Annotated in this window: 17 protein-coding genes; 2 read left to right on the forward strand and 15 right to left on the reverse strand. The window is 52.9% G+C overall.

What is annotated here, in order from left to right:
- Positions 1–15: 15 nt before the first annotated feature.
- Entirely contained in the window at positions 16–327 is a 312-nt protein-coding gene (locus C8N40_RS12205; protein WP_108212031.1) for a hypothetical protein, read from the reverse strand.
- A 424-nt stretch (positions 328–751) separates the two neighbouring features.
- Here C8N40_RS12205 and C8N40_RS12210 point away from each other — a divergent pair, with 424 nt between their 5' ends.
- Positions 752–1,978, forward strand: coding sequence for an FISUMP domain-containing protein (locus C8N40_RS12210; RefSeq protein ID WP_108212032.1), 1,227 nt, complete (start codon positions 752–754; stop codon positions 1,976–1,978).
- A 74-nt stretch (positions 1,979–2,052) separates the two neighbouring features.
- Here C8N40_RS12210 and C8N40_RS12215 read toward each other — a convergent pair whose 3' ends face one another.
- The 7 genes from C8N40_RS12215 to C8N40_RS12245 all read right to left on the reverse strand — a co-directional run bounded on the left by C8N40_RS12215 (position 2,053) and on the right by C8N40_RS12245 (position 8,817).
- The gene (locus C8N40_RS12215) at positions 2,053–2,529 is read right to left on the reverse strand and encodes a Dps family protein (protein ID WP_108212033.1); all 477 of its coding nucleotides are present in this window, start codon (positions 2,527–2,529) and stop codon (positions 2,053–2,055) included.
- Positions 2,530–2,684: 155 nt separating this feature from the next.
- Complete coding sequence (locus C8N40_RS12220; RefSeq protein WP_245905097.1) at positions 2,685–3,989, reverse strand: hypothetical protein; 1,305 nt, start codon at positions 3,987–3,989, stop codon at positions 2,685–2,687.
- A 94-nt stretch (positions 3,990–4,083) separates the two neighbouring features.
- Entirely contained in the window at positions 4,084–5,304 is a 1,221-nt protein-coding gene (locus C8N40_RS12225; protein ID WP_146173561.1) for a DUF6438 domain-containing protein, read from the reverse strand.
- 95 nt (positions 5,305–5,399) lie between these two features.
- Complete coding sequence (locus C8N40_RS12230; protein WP_108212035.1) at positions 5,400–5,813, reverse strand: Dabb family protein; 414 nt, start codon at positions 5,811–5,813, stop codon at positions 5,400–5,402.
- A 61-nt stretch (positions 5,814–5,874) separates the two neighbouring features.
- Entirely contained in the window at positions 5,875–6,930 is a 1,056-nt protein-coding gene (locus C8N40_RS12235) for a Gfo/Idh/MocA family protein (protein WP_108212036.1), read from the reverse strand.
- A gap of 78 nt (positions 6,931–7,008) precedes the next feature.
- Positions 7,009–8,094 carry a Gfo/Idh/MocA family protein gene (locus C8N40_RS12240; RefSeq protein WP_108212037.1) on the reverse strand — a complete coding sequence of 362 codons (1,086 nt, stop codon included), beginning with the start codon at positions 8,092–8,094 and terminating at the stop codon, positions 7,009–7,011.
- Between the two features lie 288 nt (positions 8,095–8,382).
- Entirely contained in the window at positions 8,383–8,817 is a 435-nt protein-coding gene (locus tag C8N40_RS12245) for a hypothetical protein (RefSeq protein ID WP_108212038.1), read from the reverse strand.
- 141 nt (positions 8,818–8,958) lie between these two features.
- Between C8N40_RS12245 and C8N40_RS12250 the strand changes: the two genes are divergently transcribed.
- A complete protein-coding gene (locus C8N40_RS12250) occupies positions 8,959–10,428 on the forward strand; it encodes a PQQ-dependent sugar dehydrogenase (RefSeq protein ID WP_108212039.1) in 1,470 nt (489 codons plus the stop codon).
- A gap of 183 nt (positions 10,429–10,611) precedes the next feature.
- Here the strand turns inward: C8N40_RS12250 and C8N40_RS12255 are convergent, their stop codons facing one another.
- From C8N40_RS12255 to dnaG, 7 genes are all read right to left on the reverse strand, one after another.
- Positions 10,612–12,096, reverse strand: a complete 1,485-nt coding sequence (locus C8N40_RS12255) for a S10 family peptidase (protein ID WP_108212040.1) — start codon at positions 12,094–12,096, stop codon at positions 10,612–10,614.
- A 314-nt stretch (positions 12,097–12,410) separates the two neighbouring features.
- On the reverse strand, positions 12,411–13,016 hold the full coding sequence (locus tag C8N40_RS12260; RefSeq protein ID WP_245905101.1) for a DUF3267 domain-containing protein: 606 nt from the start codon (positions 13,014–13,016) through the stop codon (positions 12,411–12,413).
- A gap of 48 nt (positions 13,017–13,064) precedes the next feature.
- Positions 13,065–14,774, reverse strand: a complete 1,710-nt coding sequence (locus tag C8N40_RS12265) for a cellulase family glycosylhydrolase (RefSeq protein WP_245905098.1) — start codon at positions 14,772–14,774, stop codon at positions 13,065–13,067.
- 192 nt (positions 14,775–14,966) lie between these two features.
- Complete coding sequence (locus C8N40_RS12270) at positions 14,967–15,599, reverse strand: HAD family hydrolase (protein ID WP_108212043.1); 633 nt, start codon at positions 15,597–15,599, stop codon at positions 14,967–14,969.
- Positions 15,600–15,714: 115 nt separating this feature from the next.
- A complete protein-coding gene (locus tag C8N40_RS12275) occupies positions 15,715–16,344 on the reverse strand; it encodes a hypothetical protein (protein ID WP_108212044.1) in 630 nt (209 codons plus the stop codon).
- A 279-nt stretch (positions 16,345–16,623) separates the two neighbouring features.
- A complete protein-coding gene (locus C8N40_RS12280; RefSeq protein WP_108212045.1) occupies positions 16,624–17,871 on the reverse strand; it encodes a bifunctional 3,4-dihydroxy-2-butanone-4-phosphate synthase/GTP cyclohydrolase II in 1,248 nt (415 codons plus the stop codon).
- A 1,007-nt stretch (positions 17,872–18,878) separates the two neighbouring features.
- A complete protein-coding gene (dnaG, locus tag C8N40_RS12285) occupies positions 18,879–20,792 on the reverse strand; it encodes a DNA primase (RefSeq protein WP_108212046.1) in 1,914 nt (637 codons plus the stop codon).
- Between the last annotated feature and the right edge of the window lie 57 nt (positions 20,793–20,849).

Below are 20,849 nucleotides of genomic sequence, written 5' to 3' on the forward strand. Positions count from 1 at the left end.
CTGTATATTAAGCAGTTACACTCTTAACTTCACTTTGTCCGTTATTATAAATGCTATTCCGCTGATGGATATTCTGAAAAATAGATGTCCATCCCTATTGTTCCCATTATAGCCATTGATTTGGAATTTAAAAACACCACCTCCGCCTGATGCATCCTTTCTTATATCAAAACCAATGTCAGCAACATATTGATTTGGCGCCAAATCTTTGCCTTTCCTAACCAACCAAGTTTCAAGAGTATCAATTTGCGTAGGCAAATCCCAAACTCCATCACATAGCCAATCCACTTTTTCAAATGTTTCCCGGATGAAGATATTTATTGGCATACTTGATTCCTTTTAATTCTTTGAAACTAAAGCAATCTACAGAATTCCTACTCCTTCTACACAGCCAAACAGAACCAGCCTAACTAATATACTATATAAAGTTAAGTATATAAACTATCAGCAACTACCTGTAAAGTATAAATGCCTCGCAAACCGATTTTCCCAAGTACACCTATCTCAATTTCCCAGACAGCGTCCGCTACTGAACAGGAATTGTTCAATAATGAACAAATGCTATTCCTGTAATCCTCAAAAACGAGCCGTCAGGGCATTTTCTAATTTCCTGGCACACCAATTGACAAAGTACAATAAAAGCGCTCTTTAATTTAATTAAAACCAGACATAATGAGACAAACTTAAACCTTACCTACCGCTTAAAAAACCACCACTCATTCTATTACCACACAAAATAAAACTATTAATCATGAAAAAGTTAAAAAGTATGTTACCCAGCTTGCTGCTGGCTGCTATGGTTGTGCTTACATGCAGCGGCTGCGATAAAGACGATGCTAAACCAGCCGATCCCACTGACCCGACCACTCCCTCAGATGGCGGGGGAATAGAAACACCTTTCACCGCTATCCCGGCGAAATTTGTTGGGACCTGGTTTATCGACCACAACCAAGGCCCCCTTTCTGCCAACTGGGAGGATGGCACGTTTCAGGGCGAGCAGGGCTTCCGCGAATTCAGGACGATTGTGATGACGGCAGACGGGAAAAATGCAGTGGAGTATACTTCCGATGTATACAATGTGGGAGACGAGGTAAAGCAGCGCCTCTACAAGATGACGGGCACCCTGGAGCACAAGGACAACACCATCACCTTCCATGCGAAATCAGGCAAAATGCGGGTATTCAGTAACAAATACACCGGCTACAAGGAATTGGATATCATCGCCAAGGATGTACAGGCTTATAAAACAATTTACATTAATCCGGAGGCCTCCACTTATACCAACACTCAGAACTTCATGACAGCCAAGCGGGTGGATGGCGATATGCAGCAGTCGGTGCGGTTCAAAAAAGTGGAAGGTGGTACCAGCACGCCCAACAACCCGGGTGGCCTATACTCACAGCCACCAGCAAACGGCACCTATGTACAGATAGGGGATAAATACTACCCCACTGTCACTATCGGAAACCTGGAGTGGATGTCGGTTAATTACGCCGGGCCGGGTGGTTTGAGTGACTCCGAGAATCCGGAGTATGGCTCTTTCCTCAAGTACCAGGACGTAAAGGATATTCAGGTACCTGCCGGCTGGCGGCTTCCGACAAAACAGGATTACCTGGCGCTTTTGAAGTCGCAAGGCATTGTGTACGATGAAGTTTGGGAAAGCACGGACGGCTCTGATGTACAATCCAAGCGGCTGCTGGGCCAGTTGATGGCTGCTACAGGCTGGCTGAAGCAGGATGGGTACGCCAATAATAAATCTGGCTTTAACGCAGTGCCCGCCAACCTGATGGTAACCAACGGCAACCCGCATGGCAAAGGCACCAACTGCCTGCTCTGGACGTCCAACATCGATGAAGAAGACAACCCGGTGGTTTTCAAAATCATTCAGCTGCCAAGCGATACGTACTCCTCCTTCTCTGGCCAGCCGGTTGGGTACAACCCGCCGCACATTCCGGTAAGGTTTGTCAGAAACAAGTAAAGCCAATGGGCTATTAAACAAGACAGCCACCCCAATTGGGGTGGCTGTCTTGTTCTTTACCAAAGTATAAATGCTTAGTCGCGCAGGTAGGCCGAGTACATCCACACCGACTTCTCCTGCTCGCGGATGTAGTCGCTCATCAGGGCGTTGGTACCTTCGTCGTCGGCGTCGGCAGATAGCGCCAGCAGCTCGCGCTCTGTCTGAATCAGCACCTTAAACCCGTTCAGCACCTCACGCACCGCCGCATTGCCATCCGAAACATTGGATACTTCCTTTATAGTAGCGTTCTCCAGGTAGGCCGAGAAAGAGTGAAAAGGCGTATGCCCTAGCGTCAGGATGCGCTCGGCAATCTCATCTACCTTCACGATGGCATCGCTGTAGAGCTCCTCGAACTTGGCGTGCAGTTCAAAAAACTTATCGCCCGAGATGTTCCAGTGAAAGCCCCGCGCATTGATGTAAAAAAGCTGGTAGTTGGCCAGCAGTATGTTTAGTTTGTCAGCAAGTTGTTTCGCCTTATCGGCGTCAATTCCAATCAGGTTTTTATTAGCCATAGTTTTAAATGCTTTTATATATGAAACATATGTATACTTTCAAATTAGCCAATCTGCAAGGCGCGGCCAATGATAAAAATCATACTTGCCTACGCATCTTATACAGACAGGCCTCCTTATATACAACTACGGTTCCCGGGGAATGTTTACTGCTCTTACTTTAGCATGGAGGCGGTATAAGGATTTGACAGAAGCTCCTCAAACAGCTCCCAACGCTTCTGCGGGTTACTGTCGGTGCCGCCGTTGGATTCTATGTACTGGCGCACCAGTTCCCTGCCCAGGTTATAGTTAATTACATAGCTGCGGTACTTGTCCATGAAGCGGGTGCGCTGCAGGGCGCGGTCTTTTTGGTAGAGGTTATACTTTACCAGCATGTCGGCGGCCTCCTCGCGGCTGATCTCGCCGTTCAGATAGCGCCTGGCCGCTTCGTTTCCGGCAAAATCGAGCTGCCCAATGCTGGCAAGTATGGCATAGTACCGATCCGCCTCCGCAGCATTCAGACCGGCCAGCGGGAACAGCACCTCCTTTTCGAACGTCAGGCGCTCCTGTGCCGGAAAAGCTACCTCGATGCCATAGTTAGCGCTGCCCTCGGCAATCAGGCTCTGCGGGCTGAACAGCGGGTAAATCGAGTACTCTTTCCAGCCTTTTCTGTCCACCAGGTTCTGCTCCAGCAGCACGTTAAATACATGGTGCCCGGGGTAGCCCTCGTGTGAGGCCAGGTCGATGGCGCGCTCAATGTAAATCGGGAAATCGGTGTTGATTTGAATGAGGCTGTAGCCTTTGCCCTGATAATAATTGTAGCCCGACCAGGCTTTGTCCGTCACGAACTCCAGCTTAAAATTCTCGTGCTCCGGCAGTTTGTAGTGAGCTTTGGTACGGTTACGCGCTTCGGCAATGGCAGCCTTAAACACGGTGTCCAGTTTGGCTTTTGGAATCTCAAACTGCGCACGGTAGGCCTCCCAGCGCTCGCTTATACTTCCCTTGCCCGGCAGCTGGCGGTCTATATTGGCAAGGATGGAGTCGAAATAGGCAAGTTCGTAGTGCGGCGGCTCGGCGTCGTAGAGCAATTTGGCTTCCTCATCAAAGCGATACTTTTTGCCCTGCATCATCTCCACTTTTGTAATGGCGGCCAGCACCTGCTTCTGGAACATGGCCAGGCGGCGCTGCTCGTCTGCAGACAAGTTAGTAGGGTCCTGTGCCTGCAGCTGCTCCTGTATCGCCCTGAATTCGCTGAGAAACTTTGCGGCAGGAAGCGAGTCTGCGGCTGGTTCGGTCGGCTTCCACTCCTCCGGGCCGTAATAGGCATCCACGATATCGCTGTCGTACTGGCCCAGTTGGAGCAGCGCTTTCACGTAGCGCTCAGCCAGTTGGTCCATGGTGGCTGCTTCGGTCGATTCTGTTTGGGTGGAGGTGCAGGCCCAGCAAGCTACGGCCAGCAAGAGCAAAAGTGCTTTTTTCATAGTAGGGTGGTTTGAGTTGGTTAAGGATTGGAAGAAAGTATAAATTGCCTGGTTTATACTTTGGATGATGGCGCAGCCAGGTTATACTTTCTAGTTACTGAGTAGGTAATCCATACTTATCTTTTTTGGTAAAATCCGCTTTACTGAAGTTTAAGTCAAAGAAGTTGAAGCCAATGTTTATAGTATAAGACTCCTGCCCTTCCAGGTAAAAAGTATAGAATTGCCCGTCGGTTTCTATGGATTTGATATGTTCTTTTGTAGCATATCTTTTTCTGCCACGTGGTACCCACAGATAGTTTTCTCTGAAGGATACCTGAAACCGGGGATTAAATTTTTCCTGGCATCTTTTCCCCATGCGCAGGTAGTTCCACAAAAGAAACCCTTCCGACTGGGTCAGGTCCAGTGTTTTCCCTCCCTTTGCGAAGGACAAAAAGTGATGTTTAACATAAACCGGCAACTCCTCTTCCTGTAGTTTTTTCAGGTTTATACTTTGGTACAGGTAACGCAGAGGAATATTTGCCCAGACTAACTCCACAGGACCTGCATTACCATAATCACTGACGGTCTTGAAGATCTTACCATCTTTCAGAAAAGTCACGGAGATTTCTTCCTGATCAGTACCTCCTGCAGAGAACTTTGTAGAGATTGTATCAATACTAGCCTTTCGGTAATTGTCCTGCAATTCCTTGTAGATAGCTTCGGGAATGGTACTGATATAAAACCCTTCACTTGTGGTAAACTCCTCACCGAAGAAAACCACTTGCCCATCGGCTGTGATAAGGGTACTGGAGATAGGGCATGTGCCAAAGCAACCTGAGGTAGACAGCACGATGGCATCGAAGGTTGGGGCTTTTTCGAGGTGATAGGTGGATCTCTTATAATTACTAATTCCCTGCTCCCCCTTGAACGATAGAGTATCTTTAGTTAGCCGGGCTATTGAAAAATGAACCCATGTCGAGTCATACGGCATGAAGATCAGAAGCGAATCACCAGCTATTTTATACTTGGTTTTGCTTCCCAGAAAATAGTATCTTCTGTTATTATACTCATCTTCTCCCACATCAGCTCTTCTGTAGTACCCTTGCTTTAAATCCACTTCCCCATTGGGCAGAAAAGTATAGCCTCTTTCAATACTTACTCGAGGCGGAGGAATGGTTGAATAGCTTACTTCAGCCTCGTACCTCACAAAACCAGCCGGCACCCATTCCCCGATCAGTTGCTCCTGCAACTGTCTCTCCTGCTCTGTTGGCTCATCCTGTTTGGGATGGCAGGCAATTAACAGGAGCAGCAAGAAGTATAATAGGAGGTTTTTCACAAGTATACAGAGGCTGTATTTAAAGCTGCCCAACTGGATGAAAAGCAATGGCACAAGCAAACGCCTGCGCCTTTAAAGTATAAATCACGGCTTCCCTACACATCCACCGAGTCATACACGATCACCTTCGACCACAGGTGCGAGTAGTTTTCCACGAACTGCAGATGCACAGGGTGTTTCTGGTAAACTTCCTGCTGCTCCAGGTTGTCGAAGAACAGCAGCCACGACACGGCGTAGCCCCGCTCAATCACATCGCGGTTGGTGCTGGCAGGTACGCCTATTTTAGCCAACCTTATTTCCTTAATGGCCTTCAGCGTATTCAGCCCTTCTATCAGTTTGGCTTTGTCCGCTTCGGAGTCGGGGTTATGGAGCCAGAAGTATACGTGGTGCACAAAGCTGTTTTTGGGCTTCTTCTGCGCACTGGCAAACAGGGGCATCAGGCCCAGCGCGCCGGCAAAAGAAAGGAAGGTCGTGTTTCCGAGAAAGGATCTTCTGGATAGTTTTTTCATCGTGTTCAAGTATGTATAGCTAAATTTCAGGTCTGTATAAAGTACTTTTAAAAGTATGGATTTACCCTTTCACAGCGCCTAGCTGCTTGTCGGCGGCTGCGCGGGCCTTTTGCATCACGCTCTCCAGGCTCACCACAGTTCCTCCCTGGGCTTTGCTCTCGTCTGCGGCCTCCATAAAGGCGAAAATCTCCAGCGTTTCCTCCGGGCTGATGGGGGCTTTGCCTGTGCGGAAAAATTCGGCAATCTGCACTACCAGCGGGCGATACCCCTCCCAGGGACCGAACGTTGCCACCCCCTTCTCCCCAAAGGCGGTTCCGCCAAAATCGTGCGCGCCGGCACGCAGGCCTCTGAAGGTGCCGAGCCTGTCGTTCTCCCACACTCCTACCACCACATCCGCCCCTTCGGTGTAGGTGCGTTGCACGCTCTTGCACCCGGTTCCCAGCACCGTGAAAAGCGCTTCCACGCCGTGCACACCATACCAGAACAAGTCCGGGTGCGTTTTTTCGATAACCGCCGGGCTATAAGCATCAGCCCCGAGCACTTTCCCTATTTTTCCGTTTCGGATTTGCTGCGCGCTCTCCATGTACCTTAAAGAGGAAGCCGAGAACACGGGCACTTTATACTTTTCCGCCGCCTGGAAAATGGCGACCGCATCGGCCAGGGAGGCCGCGATGGGCTTGTCGATAAACACCGGTTTGCCTGCTTTCAGCACCGGCAGGGCCTGCTCCAGGTGCAGGCGCCCGTCGTTTGTTTCCAGCAGCACCACATCCACTTTGCGCAGCAGGGCCTTGATAGAATCTACAATCTCCACCCCCATGCTGCGCATTTTCTCCGTGGCTGCGGGGATGGTGTTCACGCTGAACTCGATGTCGCGGCTGCCATACGGGTAAGCGGCCACTACTTTAAAACCGGCTACATCGCCTGCAGCCTTCGGGTCGTGGAAGATTTCGGTGAACTTAACGCTGTGTTCGGTGTCCAAGCCGATAATGCCCACTTTAATTTCCCTGGCAGGCTTGTTTTGGCCAAAGGCAACAAGGCTGCTGCCCGTCAGGCCAAGCCCGATGCCGGCAACGGTAGCTGTTTTAAGAAACGTACGACGGTCTGTAGATGCGTGCATAGGCAACTTTTTAAAGTATAGTTCAGGGCCACTTCTCCCGCTTAGGAGTTTGAGTGGGGTATTTATATAAGTATAAAATTAGGCAAGCCGCACCACCTGCCCTGTCCGCACCGACTCGTCGCAGGCAAAGGCAATGCGCAGGCTGTTCACCGCGTCCTCCAGGTGCTCTGTCAGGTCCAGGTTTTCCTGTATGGCTTTGAAGAAATAGCGCTGCTCGCGGTTGCAAAGCTCCTGGTGGTCCGGCTCGTCCTCCAGGTTTATCCAGGTGTCCTCCTGCAGGAACTGGTTATGCTTGTCCACGCCGGCATGATGAAAGCGCAGCGCCTCGGTTTGGGTATGCGCCGCCACTGAGTCAGACTTTCCGGCTCCGCCAGCGTCTCTCGCTACTATTGACACACAGCCCTTCGGCCCGATTACGTCTTTGATGAAAAAGGCTGTCTCGCTCATCATCGGTCCCCAGCCGGCCTCGTACCAACCCACCGAGCCGTCTTCGAACCGGATCTGCAACTGGCCATAGTTGTAGTTGTCCTCCGGGATTTCATCCGTAAGACGCGCCCCGATAGCGCTCACCTGCACGGGCTTGGAGCGCGTCATCTGGCACATCACGTCGATGTAATGCACGCCGCAGTCCACAATCGGGCTCAGGCTCTTCATCAGGTTGCGGTGCACGTCCCACATGCGGCCGTGGCTTTGCTGGTTCAGGTTCATGCGCATCACCAGAGGTTTTCCCAACTCCTGGCTTAGCGAGATAAACCGCTCCCAGGAAGGATGGTGCCGCAGAATATAGCCCACCACCACTTTCTTGTTGGCGCGACGGGCGGCTTCCACTACCCGCTCGGCACCCGCCACGGTGTCGGCCAGCGGTTTCTCCACAAACACATGGCAGCCCTGCTCCAGGGCTTGGATGGCATAGGCTTCGTGGGTGTCGGGGTAGGTGGAGATGCAGACCGCGTCCGGACGTGTTTCGTGCAAGGCCTCTTCGTAGTCGCTGAACAAAGGATAACCGCCGCCAAGCTGTTCGTTCAGGGCTTCCTTGCTGGCGCCGGTAGAAACCAGGCCGCAGATTTCAAAACCATCTATAGTATCGTAAGCCAGCGCATGCGAGGCGCCCATGTTACCACAGCCTATTACCAGTATGCGCAAGGGCGTTGTTCCGTGGGGCATAGTATAAATCTTTAGTGTTGTTTTAACCTTCAGGGTGAGAATCGTACTTATACGTATAAATATAGGAATTATGACGAAACAAACAACAACACCCTACTTCCTGCAGCCCCACGGCAGGAACCCAGCAACACGGAAACTTCTTTTGCCGGTGTATGCGCGGGACTATCTAAAAGGTAAATAAGCTGATTGGATGAAACGCCTGAGCAAAACAACAGGCATAGCAGCGGGCACGGCCATACTTATAACCTGGCGGCCCGAGCGGTGGTGAAAATGAAAGAATGCCCCGCCTTACTTGCCGGTGCAGCCGGAGACGGAAAAGGTTTTAAGGCATGTTTTAATGGTGACAGGATGGGGCTCATCGAAGACTGTCAAATCTTCGGTGGTGCAGGCGTAGAATTCGGTACAGTGGTCAAATTCACTACTGGTGTCAAGTGTGAAGTAAAAGCTGTCGCCGACTCCTAAACAGCTGTTCTTCGGAAAATTACTGAGCAGCACAATGTTTTTATACTTTTTCCCCTCAAAGGTGGACGTAGTTCCGGTACTGGCATTCAGCAGCTGCACATATACCGCCGAGGTACACCGCATACCCTTTACCACCTTACCTTGCAGGCATTTGCCTTCCAGGTCAGCCAACACCTCTTCTACCGGCCTGGCATCGTTCTTCTCACAGCCTGACAGTATGGTAAACAGCGCAAGACCTGATAGAAGTATACTTTTTTTCATATTGGCAGAAGCTTGGTTTACCTGATGACCCTTGCAGCCCGGTAAGGGTTGCATTACAATAACTTACCTGCAACGTATGAGAAAATATACAACAAACATCTATATTTATACTTTGAAATATAGCTGACACAAATCAACCGCATGAAGAAAACACCTTATCTGTATACTTTGCTGGCTGCCTCCCTGCTTAGCTTTAGTGCCTGCAACAGCACCACCTCTACCTCCGCCAGCGCCACGACCGATGCCATAGCTAGTGCCGCGCAGGCCGCTGCTGCCCCGGAACTTGATTTGGCAGGTGCCAAGGCCGCCTACATCAGCTATTGCTCGGGCTGCCACGGCGAGGAACTGGAGGCCTTTGCCGACCGCAAATGGAAGCACGGCAGCTCCGACGAAGACCTGTTCAAGGCTATCAAGCACGGTTACCCGGACGAGGGCATGCCAGCCTTTGCCGAGACGTTCTCGGATGAGCAGATAAACGGGCTGGTGGCCTATATTCAGCAGGGTATCAAAGGAATCAAAGCCTATGATTTTGGCAATGAGAAAACTGTAGAGGCCGTGCAGCAATCAGAAGAGCAGCAGTTCCGCCTTGATACCGTAGCAACAGGCCTGGATGTGCCCTGGGGTATGGCCTTCCTGCCGGGTGGCGAAATGCTGATTACAGACCGCTCGGGTAAACTTTTCCGCCTCTCCAAAGACAGGAAACTGCAACAAGTAGAAGGCGCTCCGAAAGTGCTGGCACAGGGTCAGGGCGGTATGCTGGACGTGGAGCTGCATCCTGATTTCGCAAAAAACAACACGATCTACCTCTCCTACTCTGCCGTGAAGGAAGAAGGCGGCCAAACCCTCTCCTCCACCGCGGTAATGCGCGCCAAGCTAAATGGCACGAAGCTTTCGGAGCAGAAGGTGATTTTCGAGGCGCTGCCCTACAGCAGAACCCGCCACCACTATGGCTCCCGCCTGGAGTTCGATAAAGACGGCTATCTCTACATTTCGGTAGGCGACCGCGGCAACCACGATGAGAACCCGCAGGACCTGGCGCGCCACGCCGGCAAGGTGCACCGCGTGAAGGACGATGGCAGCATCCCTTCGGATAACCCGTTTGTGAACAAGCAGGGCGCTGTAGCAAGCACCTTCTCCTACGGCCACCGCAACATACAGGGGATGGTGCTGCACCCACAAACCGGCCAAATCTGGACGCACGAGCACGGCCCGCGCGGCGGCGACGAGGTAAACATTGCTGAGAAAGCCAAAAATTATGGCTGGCCGATTATTTCCTACGGCATCAACTACAACGGCACCGTGCTGACAGAGCTCACCAAGAAAGAAGGCATGGAGCAGCCGCTGCACTACTGGGTACCTTCCATCGGCCCGTCGGGGATGGCTTTTGTAACCGGCAGCCGCTATAAAAACTGGGAAGGTGACCTGATGGTAGGCTCCCTGCGCTTTCAATTCCTGAGCCGCCTGAAGATGGATGGTACAAAAGTACTGGGCGAGGAAAAGCTGCTGAAGAACATCGGGCGCGTACGCGACGTGAAAATGGGACCGGATGGTTACCTGTACGTAGCCGTGGAAACGCCGGGCACGATTTACAGGCTGGTGCCGGTGGAGTAAGTTTATACTTGCCTGACTAAAGTATAAAAGCCGCAGCTACGCATAGGTAGCTGCGGCTTTTGTTGTATTAAGGTGAGATGATGGCCCGTATACTCACTTATGTGATGGCAGGTTGCCATCTCCTCCCAAAGCAGGCGTTATCACCGACAATTTATACTTAGGACCGAAGCCACAAAGTATAATTTAATACATCGCCGGCTGGCCTTTCTTCGGTGTGGAGGTGCGGATAAACTCACGGATATCCTCGTTGGCTTTTACCAGGTCCTCTTTGCGCAGGTACATCATGTGGCCGCTGCGGTAGCCTTTGTAACTCAGGCGTTCTTTCAGGCGGCCGCTGGGGTCGAGTTGCCACATGCTATACTTGGCATTGAAGTAGTCGGTGGCGCCATCGTAGTAGCCGGCCTGAAACAGCACGTGCAGGTACGGGTTCTGGGCCATGGCCTGGCGCAGGTTCTCGCCGGTTTTGTTGTTATTGCTGTTCCACGGGTGCACCGGACCGAACATGTTATACTTCACATCGGTCTTATACTTTAGCTCGTCGCGCAGGTACATGTTGATGGCCGGCGTAAAAGAGTGCAGCCAGGAGGTTAGCTCGGCGTTAAAGTCCGGACGCACGCCGGCATCCTGACGGTCCAGGCCCTTGTAGCGGGAGTCGAGGCGGCCAACGGTGTAGCCCTGGTCGCGGAGCAGCTCTTTCCAGAAAAAGCTCGGCGGCACGTCGAGGTTGTGCTGCAGTATACTTTGCTCCGAAATGCCGGCGTAGCGGGCCATCCTGGCGGCCATCTGTTTTTTCTGCGCCTCCTCCAGGAAACCGCCTCTGGCAATTGCCGGGATAAGCTCGTTGATGGTGAATTCCTCCACCTCGGGCAGCAGGTCGGTCAGGTCTTTCTGTTGCAGGTCTTGCGGCAGTTTTTGATGGTACCAGGCTGTGGCTACAAAGTATGGCAGGCGCAGCGCCGCATCTACCGGGCCGTTGCGCTCAATGCCCAGCCCCGTCGGCGATACCAGGATAACCCCGTTCAGGTACATCCAGTGCGAATTCTGCAACTCATGCGCCAGGCCCGCCACGCGTGTGGTGCCGTAGCTCTCCCCAATCAGGTATTTAGGCGAGGCCCAGCGGCTTTTGCGTGTTACAAAAGTATTAATCCACTCGGCCAGGTACTTTACGTCGGCCTGCACGCCGAAGAACTTCTCCTTCAGCTTGTCCTTGTCCACGCCCTCGGCCATGCGCGAGTAGCCAGTGTTTACGGGGTTCACAAACACGATGTCCGCCACATCCAGAATCGACTCGGGGTTCTCGCGGAAACCGTAAGGCTGCACCGGGTAGCCTTCGTCATCAATATTGAGCAGGCGCGGGCCGGTATAGGCAATGTGCATCCAAACCGAAGCGGAGCCCGGACCGCCGTTAAACGAAATTACCAGAGGGCGCGAGGCGCGGTCCTTCTCGTCCGAGCGCTCGTAGTAGGTATAAAACAGGCCGGCGATGGTTTTGCCGTTTTCGTCCCATACGGGCTGGGTGCCGGTGGTAGCGGTATAAGGCACCCGCTGCCCTTTAACAGTTACCTGGTGTTTGGTGGTTACGGTGGAATCGGGGTGGATGGCGCGCTGTGCCGCCGCCGGAAGCACTACTACGGCCAGAAGCAGGGCCAGTGCCAGAAGCTTTCTCATCTTTTACTTTTTATACTATGGATTCAAAAAAAGCCCGCCAAGCGGTTGCCCGGCAGGTTGAACCTACAATATAGAAAAAATGGAATAGATAGTTTGGGAGTTTAGGAGTTAGAGAGTTTAGGAGTTAGAAAGTTAGAAGGTTAAAGGGCATGTAACTAATAACGAGTAACTAATACCCCTATGGATTCATCTATGCGCAACGGACCTACTTGCCATGTAGCGTAAATTCCCCTCCTTGGAGGGGCTAGGGGTGAGTTTGATGGCAAAATCATGGCAGATGCGCACAATTAACCTGATAATCGTATATATAACAACTACTTTCTACTGAATACATAACAGCCAATTTTCTCCGGGTGGTCCTGCACCAAATCCGCAGCCTTAGCGTGGCGCAACATCCAGAGCACGAGCAAATCACCGGAGGCGGCAATAGAGAAAAACAGCCCGAAGAGGAATAGCAGCAAGGTACCGGTAACCATACCTGCCAGGGCCGGCAGCAGCCCCATCACCAGTCCGGGCATGATACCGCCCAGCACGTAAGGCCGCAGCGGCAGCACCTCCTGGCAATGGCAGTAGGGTGTCAGGTAGCGCCAGTGCACGCAATACTTTATCGACTTAACCCCACTTTTGCAGAACACCGCCCAGGTGAGGCCGTGCAGCAGCTCGTGCACCACCGCGCCCAGCACAAATACCAGCAACATCAGGAAAGGGTAAACCAGCACCAGCGTGCCCTGCTTCAGCACGAAGCTTTCGATGGCCTGAAAGCTAAACTGCTCCGGCCACAGCAGCACATAGGGCACCATGTACAGCACCAGGATAGGCAGCATAAAGACCAGCGCCTTTACGTTAGCCTCGGCGGCGGTCATCGTCAGTTCCGACTTTTCGTACAGAGCCTCGTTCTGTAAGTATACTTCTGAATTCACTTTCAATTTTGATGTTACGGCAGCAGGAAATCTCCCACCGCCTCACTTTTACCTTTTGGTTTTCTGGCGGGTGCTTTTCCCTTTGCCGGCGCTTTCGAAATGTATGGTGTCGAGGTTGAAACTGCCGCCATCAGCCTTTATCCGGAGCACATTCTGGCCCTGTACCAGCGGCACCTTAGCTAGCCGGATGGCTTGCCAGTTCTGCGCCCCGCCGGTATTCGGCACCACTGCAGCGGCAGCAGCCACAGCCCCGTTATTCGAAAGAGAAACTTTCCCACCCTGCGTATCAGACGATACCTGCAGCACGAGGTTATAAGTACCTTTTTGGGGTACATCCAATGTATACTGCAGCCACTCCCCTTCTTCAAAACTGCTCACATAGAAGCCGCTCTGCCCAGCTTCAATATCCACCCCGTCGTTGCGGTAAACATGCCCTTTGTTCCAGGGGGTGCGGGGGCCGCCGGTAGAAATGTAGTAGTTGGCCGTGTCCTTGTCGAAGTAGGCATAACCGTTGCGGCCCAGGTCGTAATCCACAGCTTTTAGGGTAGTGCCAGCGGCAACCTGGTGCGTTTTAAAAGGCTTCGTCTCTGTTGTTTGCACCTGGCGGAACATGGCGTCCACCACGTCCTTATGATAAATGCAGTTTTCCAGCTTCGTGTTTTCGGCCTGCTGCATCAGGGCCTGGTAGGCTTCGGTGGCAGTCGGTTTTGGCCCTTTGTTTTTCCAGTAATCCAGGATACGTTGGTAACCCGGGTCTACTTTCACCTCCAGCGGATTGTTAAAGCCCATCTTTTTCAGGGGCCACCAGCACCAGCCGATGCCGTTGCGCTCTACCAGGCTGATGGCTTGCGTGAACCATACATTGGAGTTCTCGCCGGTTTCGCCCAGCCAGACCGGCACGTTATACTTGTCGCGGTGGTCCAGCCAGCCCTGTATGGCGGCCTGGTCGTTGTAGTTCCAGTACTTATGAAAACTGAGCACCGTGTTATCGTCCCAGGTGGGCAGCACGCCCCTGTAGTTATTGCCCCAACAGTTGCCTTCTATTACAATCATGTGCTTCTGGTCCACCTCCCGGATGGCTTTCGTAATGTCCATCATTAGCTTCCGGAGCGGTGCATTCTGCTCTTCGTTGCAGCCGTTCTTATCCTCGGGGTTGGTAAAGCCCCAGTTCGGCTCATTGATGATGTCGTAGGCGCCTAGCCAAGGCTCATCGGCATAGCGATCGGCCAGCTTGCGCCACAGCGCCACTGTTTTCTGCTGGTTCTCCTCGCTCTCCCACAAAGAGGGCTTGCCGGGGTCGCGGTCGGAGATGTTGAGGTCGTTGCCCTGGCCGCCGGGGGCTGCGTGCAGGTCCAGGATGAGGTACATATTGTTGGCCTTGCACCAGGCCAGCAGGCTGTCTGTCATGGCAAAGCCCTTCTCCAGCCAGGTGTTCTGCCCCTTCACGGGCTCCTGCTCCACCGGCAAAGTATACAGGTTATAGTGCATGGCCAGGCGCACTGAGTTAAAGCCCCAGGCCGCCATCGAGTCGATGTCTATCCTGCGGGTATGGTTGGCGAGCCAGGCACTGTAAAACTCCTCCGTTCTTTCCGGCCCTACCAGCTCCTGAATCTTTGCCCTGAGCACGTGCTGCTGCCCGGCCACATCGCCTGTGCGCATCATATAGCCCTCCTGCAGCATCCAGCCGCCCAGGCCCATGCCGCGCAGGAGCACCTCCTCCCCCCGCTCGTTTACAATTTTTGTTCCTTCTGTTTTCAAAAAGCCCTGGCTATTGGCCGTTGTCGTGGCTAAGCAGCAGAAGGTGGCCCATAGAGTGAGTCGGAGTAGCGTTATTATCATCTGGCTTGCAGGAAAGATTGAAAAAGTATACCGGATTATGCTCTTAATATACCATAGCCCCGGCATTAAATGAAATATTTTCCTGCAAACCAGTCTGTGTTTCTTCCTATGCTATACCAGTTCCTGTAGTTCCGTCAGGGCGTCTATACCTGGCACCTCTGCCTCCACTTTTCCAAAGCCATAGCGGGCAAGTATAAAAGGCACTCCCGCCTGCACGCTGGCTGCATAATCGCCTTGAGTATCGCCGATATAAACGGGCCGCTGCAGGTTGTGGCGCTGCACGACAGCCCTGATGTTCTCGCTTTTGGGCAGGCTTTGGTCGCCGTAGCAGGCAATGTCGGTGAAGTAAGATTGCAGGCCATAGTACTGCAGAAAGGTTTCGATGTAGCCGCTCTGGCAGTTGCTCACGATGAAGAGGTTGTATGCTGTTTGCAGCAACTCGAGTGTTTCCTGCAGCTGCGGGTATAGCTCGCCGCCCCGTTCCTGCAGGTACGCCAGCTCCAGCCTTGCCGCCGTGCGCTGCAGCTGCTCCCGCTGCTCCAGGTTCAGGTCCGGAAAAAGTTTGTGGTAAATCTCATCGTAGGGCATGCCCGCAATGTTGCGGATATCCTGTTGGATGAGTTGCAGGTCTACAAAATCAAATTGCGAGGAGGCATCGTTCCAGGCATCGGCGATGGTTTGGGTAGAGTCCCAGAGGGTACCATCCAGGTCGAATATCAGGCTGTCGTAGCGGGTGTGTGGCATGCGTAAAGCTAAGGGTATAGGGCAAAGGTAAGGCTTTTGCCAGGGAAGTATAGCCAGTCACTTCTAAAATGGCGCGTTTATACTTCCCTGCCCTATTTTATACTTCTTTGTAGCCTTATTTAAGCGAGTTGTAGTAGTTAACGATGGCCATGAGGTGATGCGGCTTCTCGTAGGTCAGGCGTTTCTCGTTCACATACTTCCGCACCTCCCTCGATTTGTTGCCGAACAGCCGGTGCAGGTCCCGCTTCACATTCCGCAAGGTTACTATCTCCCCGTCCGGAAGCTCAATGTAATACAGCGGCTTGATGTACTCTATCCATTCGCTGCCCGGCACATAGTTCTCGGAGGCGTACAGATGGGTGCTGGCGTACATCGGGGAGGTTGGAGACATATCTTTTCGCAGGTACTCCTCCCGCATGATCAGTTTGAGGGTACCCTGGTTGAGCTGCTCGAAGAAGGTGGGCTTCTTAAAATCAGTGTAATCGCGGCCAAGGTTCCACATGAGCGAGAGGAACGTATAAGCCCGGCCACTGGGTTCTTCCTGTGCCACAAAATATTGCACGTTTACAGGAGCATACAGGCTCTTAGAACCGTCCTCATGCAGTACACTCACCACATCCTCGGTGCGGTAAAACGTAATGGGGCCATAGATCGTGTCCCCCGAAACCAGTACAACTTTGCCCGAAGGCCATTCCTGCACATCTATACTTGGGCGGTACTGCGCATGTACTGCTGTAGGCGGCAAGCAAAACAATAGTAAAAGGAAAGAGAATAGGGCAAGTAACAAAGTATGGTTTTTCATAGATTTAGGCAGTAACTTCAAGTCATTTAGATACAAAAATCAGCAATCAACAGCACGGTTTCACCCTCACTAACAGTTAGTTATACTTTTTGTATGATTTTCAGAGAGAAAGGTTGCCGGATTGCCTTACGCAAACTACCCCAAGACTAAAAAAACCTGCCCGGGCAGCAGATGCGTGCTACCCGGGCAGGTTTCTTACCAAGTACAAATCTATACTATTCGTTATTTATCAATCGTCATGTTCTTCAGGATCAGGTGCCCCAGCTTGTCGCGCTTGGTGGTCAGGTACTTCTGGTTGTGCTCGTTTGGCATTACCTCAATCGGCACGCGCTCCACCACCTCCAGGCCGTAGCCCATCAGGCCGGTGCGCTTGCGCGGGTTATTCGAGATGAGGCGCATTTTGGTAACGCCCAGGTCGCGCAGGATCTGTGCCCCCACGCCATAGTCGCGCTCATCCATGCCAAAGCCAAGCTCCAGGTTGGCCTCCACGGTGTCCAGCCCCTGCTCCTGCAGCTTGTAGGCTTTGAGCTTGTTCAAGAGCCCGATGCCGCGGCCTTCCTGGTTCATGTACACGATCACGCCCCTACCCTCTCGCTCTACCATGCGCATGGCCTCGTGCAGTTGTGGACCGCAGTCGCAACGGCAGGAGCCGAAGATATCGCCGGTAACGCAGGAGGAGTGCACGCGCACCAGCACAGGCTCGCCTTCCTCCCAGGTGCCTTTTACCAGGGCCAGGTGCTTGGCACCGTTGCTGCGCTGGGTAAAGGCGTACAGGTCAAAGAGGCCATAGTCTGTTGGCATCTGCACCACAATCTCGCGGGTGATCAGGCTTTCCTTCTTCAGGCGGTACGCAATCAGGTCTTTAATGGAGATAAGCTTGAGGTTGAAGCGCTCAGCCACTTTCACCAGGTCGGGCACACGGGCCATGGAGCCATCCTCGTTCATGATCTCGACCAGCACCCCTGCAGGCGCCAATCCGGCCAGGCGAGCCAGGTCCACGGCGGCCTCTGTGTGGCCGGCGCGGCGCAACACGCCCTCTTTCTTGGCTTTGAGCGGGAAAATGTGCCCCGGCTTACCCAGTGACTCCGGATCAGTGTTCGGATCAACAAGCGCCTGTATGGTTTTGGCACGATCGGAGGCGGAGATGCCTGTAGTACAACCATGCCCAATCAGGTCCACCGACACGGTGAAAGGGGTAGCATGCAGGGCCGTGTTGCGGCCTACCATCAGCTCCAGCCCCAGCTCATCGCAGCGCTCCTCGGTGAGCGGCGCGCAGATTAGGCCTCGCCCGTGGGTAGCCATGAAGTTTACGATTTCGGGGGTAATCTTCTCGGCGGCACAGACAAAATCGCCTTCGTTCTCGCGGTCGTCGTCGTCCACCACAATCACCACCTTGCCCTGGCGTATGTCCTCAATAGCAGACTCGATGCTGTCAAGGGGCCTGATATCACCCGTTGTATTGATTTCCATATATTCTACTTTATTACCCGCCCCTAAGAGGTGCAGGACTGTTAATCTGTCTTAAAGCTGTACAAAAATATAAAGATTATCCTTCAATCCGGCTATTTTATCTGATAACAGTTTTGGGTGGGAATTAGTTGAAGACGGCGGGGATTTCAGGTTCAGACTTCATACAATTGCTGGCGTCAGCATCTGCTTGTACCTTTCCTGAGCAGCTACTTTTCTCCGCTGAGGCGAGATTGCAACCCTTGCTGGCGGGGGGGGCAACCCAACTGGCTTGAAAAGCCATACTTTATACTTCGACAGTGCTGATATACTTGCAGCTATACTTTTATACTAGCTGGTTTATACTTTCGCCGGCGTGAGTTCGCAGCCCGTGTCTTTTTACACTTGCTGCTATACTTCCATAGCCGCCGCTTCCCTCAACCTGAACCAAGCTATCCTTTCTAGCCTCAGTTTATCCTTTAGTTCGCACAAACGTCTCGTTGCATCTCCAACTTGGCTCCCTCCTAGGCTGGGAGGCCTCGCCTTGGGGGTAGGGGCCCTCGCCTTCGGGCATCGCGCGGTGTGCCTGAAGCTGCTCCTCGCTCCGCTGCGGGCTGCCCTACGGGCACCCCAACATCCACAAGGCGCTCAACCCAAAGGCTGGGAAGAAGTTCGATAGCCACTGCCCCACGCTGTCATCTCGACCTATAGGAGAGATCTGATTAGAATTCCAGCCAGATCTCTCGCTCAGCTCGAGATGACAGTGAAAGTAGTAAGTATAAATTCCCCTCTTGTGGACTGGCCAAAACGGGAGTTTTGAGCTAGCGAGCGCAGCTCTTAGGGGTGGGTTTATACTTTGTAGGGACAGGTCGCGACCTGTCCGCGCAAGGACAGCAAATATAAAACTTATACTTCAGCCAAAGTAATAACAGAGCTCCCCTCCTTGGCTAAGGAGGGGCCAGGGGTGGTTGGACCCGGCATTACAAGTATAAGTCTCTGATATCCTTAACAAGGACTGGATAGTTGTCAAACTAAAACACCACGATCCCCAGCATATCGCCGATCTGCTTGTGGAGCTTCTTCAGGTTCATGACGGTTACTAGGCGGTTAACCTGCTCCTGCGGGTCGGTTACCAGCTTCAGTTTCTGAGTCTCCTCGTCTATCATCAGTTTCAGGTACACGAACTTGAGGCGGAGTACGGCGCGCTCCGTGCCGTAGGGCAGCAGGTCTGTTTCATGGGGAACAAAGATCTGGTGCGTGGCCCAATTCGGGCTAAGCTCATAAGGGTCGGAGAGCAGGTGAATGGCTTCCGTACGAATCTGCTCGTCGGGAAAATTGATGAAGTCCTCTGCCACCGGCACAACGCCCTGGCTGAGTTTGTCGGCTACCACATCCACGAAGCGCTTGTAGAGCGGGGAGCGGAACTCGATATCTTCGAGCTGCTCGAGCATGTACTGGCAGGTTGTCAGGCCATCGTCGAGCAGGCGGTCGGGGTAGTTGAGCAGCATGCGCACAATCTCCCGCTCATAGCGCTGCAGCACATCGGCATCGGAGGCAGGCTTTTCCGGTTCCTCTTCTGGTGCTGGCGGCGCATAATCAAGCTCCGGGCTGCCGGTTTTGTGCTGTTGGTGCCGCCCCTGCAGGTGCAACTTGTTGTACTCCGATATGAGCACCTGCTCATCGATGTCGAAAATAAGGCTGCAGCTGCGGAAGAACACCGTGCGCTTGATTGCATCCGGTATTTTAGAGATGGAGGCCACGATCTCCTTAATGGCCTCGGCCTTTTTTACCGGGTTGCCGGCAGCCTCCTCCGCGTAGAGACTGGTTTTAAAAGAGATGAAATCCTGGGCATGTTCCTGCAGGTAGGCCTTAAAGGCTGTGTCGCCTACTTTCTGAATGTAGGAATCCGGGTCTTCTCCTCCCGGAAAGGTGACCACGTTCACGTTCAGGCCCTGCTCCAGAATCAGGTCGATACCACGCAAAGAGGCCTTTATACCGGCCGCGTCGCCGTCGTAGAGGACGGTGATGTTCTGGGTATAACGCGAGATGAGCTTTATCTGCCCTTCGGTAAGCGAGGTTCCGGAAGAGGCCACCACATTCTCAATGCCGCCCTGGTGCAGCGAGAGCACGTCCAGGTAACCCTCCACCATGTAGCACATGTCCTGCATGCGCATAGCCTGCTTTGCCTGAAACAACCCGTAGAGCACGTTGCTCTTGTGGTAGATCTCAGACTCCGGAGAGTTGAGGTATTTGGGGCTTTTCTTGTCGTTGGATTTAAGGGTACGGGCGCCAAAGCCTACCACGCGCCCCGACACGTTGTGGATCGGAAACATCACGCGGCCGCGGAAGCGGTCATACTTCTTGCCGTCTTCCCGCGCAATCGTAAGGCCCGTAGCTTCGAGGTATTGCTGCTTATAGCCCGCCTTCAGCGCCGTGTCGGTCAGGTCAGTCCACTCATCCAAACTATAGCCCAGTTCGAATTTTTTAATGGTGGCAGCACTCAGGCCGCGTTGCTTTAAGTATGACTGGCCGATCGCCCCCTGCTCATGTCCGTGCAGGCGCTGCACATAATGCTTGGCGGCAAAGTCCGACACGATAAACAGGCTGTCGCGCTCGCTCTGCTCCTTGGCGTACTCCGGGTCGTGCTGCTCCTCGGGTACCTCAATCTGATACTTCTTGGCCAGGTACTTAATCGCCTCAGGGAAGCTGGTGCCCTCGATGTCCATGATAAACTGCACCGAGTTGCCCGCCTTGCCACAGCCAAAGCACTTGTAAATGCCCTTGGCCGGGGAAACAGAGAAAGAGGGGGATTTCTCGTGGTGAAAGGGGCAGCAGGCCCACATGTTCTGTCCCTTCTTCTTGAGCGACACAAAATCGCCTACCACCTCCGTAATATCGGCCTGGGCAATAACCTGGTCAACTATTTCTTTCGGGATGAGGGACATGGGCAAAGGTATTAGGGGATGACAAAGATAAGGGTTCTGTTGGATTTTGATTACCTG

It is taken from the genome of Pontibacter mucosus (assembly GCF_003054055.1).
In the GTDB taxonomy this organism is placed as follows: domain Bacteria; phylum Bacteroidota; class Bacteroidia; order Cytophagales; family Hymenobacteraceae; genus Pontibacter; species Pontibacter mucosus.